Source organism: Variovorax sp. 20P10.2.4 (genome assembly GCF_058244205.1).
Genome location: NZ_JBZAYE010000779.1, coordinates 1 through 3,063, shown reverse-complemented (window position 1 = coordinate 3,063; position 3,063 = coordinate 1). Strand labels below are relative to the sequence as shown.

The window sequence follows — 3,063 nt, the reverse complement described above, 5'->3', positions numbered from 1 at the left end:
CGCACAGCCGGCCGGCGCGAAGCCGCTGGACCTGTGCCTGCAGGGCCCCGTGCGCATCGGCATCGGCGGCCCCAATGGCTGCGGCAAGACCAGCCTGCTGCGCATGCTCGCGGGACAGCAGGCACCGATCGCCGGGCGTTGCGAAGCACCGCTGCGCCCGGCATGGCTCGATCAGGCTGGCGGTGCCGCGATGCCGCCCGATCGGTCGTTGTTGCAGCAGCTCGATGCGCTGCATTCGCCGCTGCCCGAAGGCGAGTTGCGCACCCGGCTCGCACTGCTGGGGCTCGGTGCGGCCGAAGTGCTGCGGCCGCTCGCGCAACTGAGCGGCGGCGAGCGACTCAAGGCCGCGCTGGCCTGCGCGCTGTGGAGCGGCGAGCCGGCCGAGATGCTGCTGCTCGACGAGCCCACGAACCATCTCGACATCGCCTCGGTGCTCGCGCTCGAGCAGGCGCTCAAAGGCTTTCCGGGCGTGCTCGTCGTGGCCTCGCACGATGCGCGCTTCCTCGACGCGCTCGCGCCGACCCATCGCCTGGCGTCCAGCGACAACGGCTGGACACTGCGCGAATCCGACAGCCCTTAGGCGGCAGGAAGAATCTCGCGCACCCGTTCCCAGGGCCGGCACATCAGCGTGCCACGCGGCGACACCACGATCGGGCGCTGCAGCAGGATCGGGTGCTCGACGATGAAGCCGAGGATCTGGTCGTCGCTCCACGTCGGGTCGTCGAGCTTCAGCGTGGCGTACGGTTCTTCCTTGGTGCGCAGCAGTTCGCGCGCCTTCAGGCCCATCGCGTCGGCGAGCTCGCGCAGCTTCTTCTTCGACGGCGGCGTCTTCAGGTACTCGACGATCTCGGGCTCCACGCCGCTTTCGCGGATCAACGACAGCACGTTGCGCGAGGTGCTGCAGTTGGGCTTGTGGTAGATCGTCATCGGGTAGTCGGTGGTGGCTTCTTTGCGGGTCATGGCGCGATTATCGGAAGCCGCGGCCCGACGGGCATCACCCGCCACGTTCCCAGCCCGGCGTGAACGGAAAGCGCTCGGCCCAGAACGCGGCCAGCCGCGGCTCGGCGTCGACGCGCTTCACCACCTCGGCCATGCGCGGCGCCTCGCGGTAGAAGCGTTCGCGGCAGGGTGTCCAGCGCGACATCACGGTCACGTAGAGGTCGAGCATGCCGATGCGCTCGCCGAGCAGGTAGGGCGAGGGCGGGTCGATCTGCGTGTCCATCAGGTGCCAGCAATGGGCCACGCGCTCGGCCGAGCGCTCGAGCATCGCGGGCTGCGCCGCCTTGTCGGGCACCAGCCGCGCGGGATCGTCGCGCACCCAGAACATCGAATAGATCGCGGCCGGCAGGTAGACCATCCAGCGCAGGTAACGCGCGCGCAGCGCATCGCCGGGCGCGGGGCAGAGGCCGGCCTCGGGATGGCGGTCGCCAAGCCAGAGCAGGATCGCCGCGCTCTCGGTCATCAGCTCGCCCGAGGGCAGCACCAGCGCCGGCACCTGGCGCATCGGGTTGAGGTTGGCGATGCGGTCACGCTCAGCATCGCCTTCCCAGGTCGCGATGTCGACCGTGTCGACCTGGTCGCCGAGACCGATCAGCGTGAGCGCCGCATGCACGGGCGTGGCGCCCGAGCCGGGCGCGCCGTAGAGCGTGTAGCGACCGGGCGCGGCGGAAGGTGGGGTGGTGGGGGATGACGAGGAAGCCATCCACCCAGACTAGCGCGCCCGCGTTCAGGCCGCCAGCAGCGTTTCGACCTCTTGCAGACCTTTCAGCGTCTTGACGCAGGCCTCGGCCACCTCGGAGCCCTTGACCGCGAAATGGCGGTGGAAGTACTTGCGGTGCTCCACGTGCTCGTGGAAGTGGTGCGGCGTGAGCACGGCCGAGAAGATCGGCACGTTGGTCTCGAGCTGCAGCGACATCAGCGTGCTGACCACCGTGCTGGCCACGAACTCATGGCGGTAGATGCCGCCGTCCACCACCAGCGCGCAGGCCACGATGCCGGCGTAGTGGCCCGACAGCGCGAGCCGCTTGGCATGCAGCGGGATCTCGAAGGCACCGGGCACGTCGAAGACGTCGATGCGATCGCGCGGCACGCCCAGGCGCTCCATCTCCTCGAGGAAGGCGTCGCGCGCCTGGTGGACGATGTCGGAATGCCACTGCGCCTCGACGAAGGCGATGCGCTGGCCGCGCGGCGCGTCCGTCGCGGCGATGGCGGAAAGGGGAAGGTCGTTGATCTGACTCATGGTGTGCCTCTTCAAAAGCAGGTTTCCTGAATCAGGGCGCACGAAACCACGGAGCAGACCGCACGCTCCATGGCAGGAGCGCGCGGGCCGGCCCGCATTTCGCGCTCTCTTTCATCCGGACTGTGACCGTCGGCCCCGGGATCGCACCGGGTCTGCTGACCCCGCGGCTCGTTGCAAGCCACGGGCGCTCGCGGGCTCATGCGGCGCCTTCTGTTCGAAGAACGCCGCCATCACCGCCGGTGGGGAATTGCACCCCGCCCTGAGAACGCTTGCCCCGGCTCGCACCGGGGCGAGGGCGATTCTAGGCAGGCGCCGCGCCCGGCCCTGTCGCGCACGGGCCAAGACCCCAGGCCGCCGGGGGTGGCCCGCGGCCGACTCAGCGCGCCGCGAGGAACTCGGCCATGCGCCCGAGCTCGTCGTCGAGCGCCGCGCGGAAGGCCGCGCCGTGCGGCTTGCGGCCCTCGACGTAGCCGAAGGCGGGCTGGGGCCGTCCCTCGGGTGCGCTCACGTTGGCCCAGCCGATCACGCGGTCGTGCCACAGCAGCGGCAGCGCGTAGTAGCCGAACTGGCGCTGCGGCGCGGGCGTGTAGGCCTCGAACTTGTAGGTCCAGCCCCAGAGCAGCTCGAAGCGGCGGCGGTCCCACACCACGGGGTCGAAGGGCGCGAGCAGGCGCACCGCGTCGTCGGGTGCATGGCGGCGCGAGGCCGGGTTCTCGTCGGCCGGCCAGTACCAGGTGGTGCCGTCGATGCGCAGGCTCGGGAGCTCCTCGCGCGCAAGGCGCAGCGCGGCCTGGGTCTGGGCCGCCAGGTGCGGCGCGCCGTAG

5 protein-coding genes and 1 riboswitch are annotated in these 3,063 nt (G+C 70.6%); of the genes, 1 reads left to right on the top strand and 4 read right to left on the bottom strand.

Annotated elements, in window-relative coordinates:
• Window positions 1-580 (top strand): ATP-binding cassette domain-containing protein (locus AC27VN_RS37380; protein ID WP_490879915.1); only part of this gene is annotated, 580 nt, incomplete at its 5' end.
• Here the strand turns inward: AC27VN_RS37380 and arsC are convergent.
• The 4 genes from arsC to AC27VN_RS37360 all read right to left on the bottom strand — a co-directional run.
• Window positions 577-960 (bottom strand): arsenate reductase (glutaredoxin), encoded by a 384-nt coding sequence (arsC, locus tag AC27VN_RS37375; protein WP_208509690.1) that lies wholly within the window; start codon window positions 958-960, stop codon window positions 577-579. The two genes, AC27VN_RS37380 and arsC, sit on opposite strands and share 4 nt — an antisense overlap.
• Window positions 961-994: 34 nt before the next feature.
• Window positions 995-1,702: a glutathione S-transferase family protein gene (locus AC27VN_RS37370; RefSeq protein WP_490879914.1), complete on the bottom strand. Its 708-nt coding sequence runs from the start codon at window positions 1,700-1,702 to the stop codon at window positions 995-997.
• Between the two features lie 24 nt (window positions 1,703-1,726).
• On the bottom strand, window positions 1,727-2,239 hold the full coding sequence (locus AC27VN_RS37365; protein WP_490879913.1) for a 6,7-dimethyl-8-ribityllumazine synthase: 513 nt from the start codon (window positions 2,237-2,239) through the stop codon (window positions 1,727-1,729).
• Between the two features lie 99 nt (window positions 2,240-2,338).
• Window positions 2,339-2,510: riboswitch (FMN riboswitch) on the bottom strand.
• Between the two features lie 105 nt (window positions 2,511-2,615).
• A partial coding sequence (locus AC27VN_RS37360; protein WP_490879912.1) for a DNA glycosylase AlkZ-like family protein occupies window positions 2,616-3,063 on the bottom strand: 448 nt, incomplete at its 5' end.

Bases quoted from the DNA above. Each gene is read 5' to 3' on its own strand.
- arsC (WP_208509690.1), bottom strand. From the start codon at position 960: ATGACCCGCAAAGAAGCCACCACCGACTACCCGATGACGATCTACCAC.
- AC27VN_RS37370 (WP_490879914.1), bottom strand. From the start codon at position 1,702: ATGGCTTCCTCGTCATCCCCCACCACCCCACCTTCCGCCGCGCCCGGT.
- AC27VN_RS37365 (WP_490879913.1), bottom strand. From the start codon at position 2,239: ATGAGTCAGATCAACGACCTTCCCCTTTCCGCCATCGCCGCGACGGAC.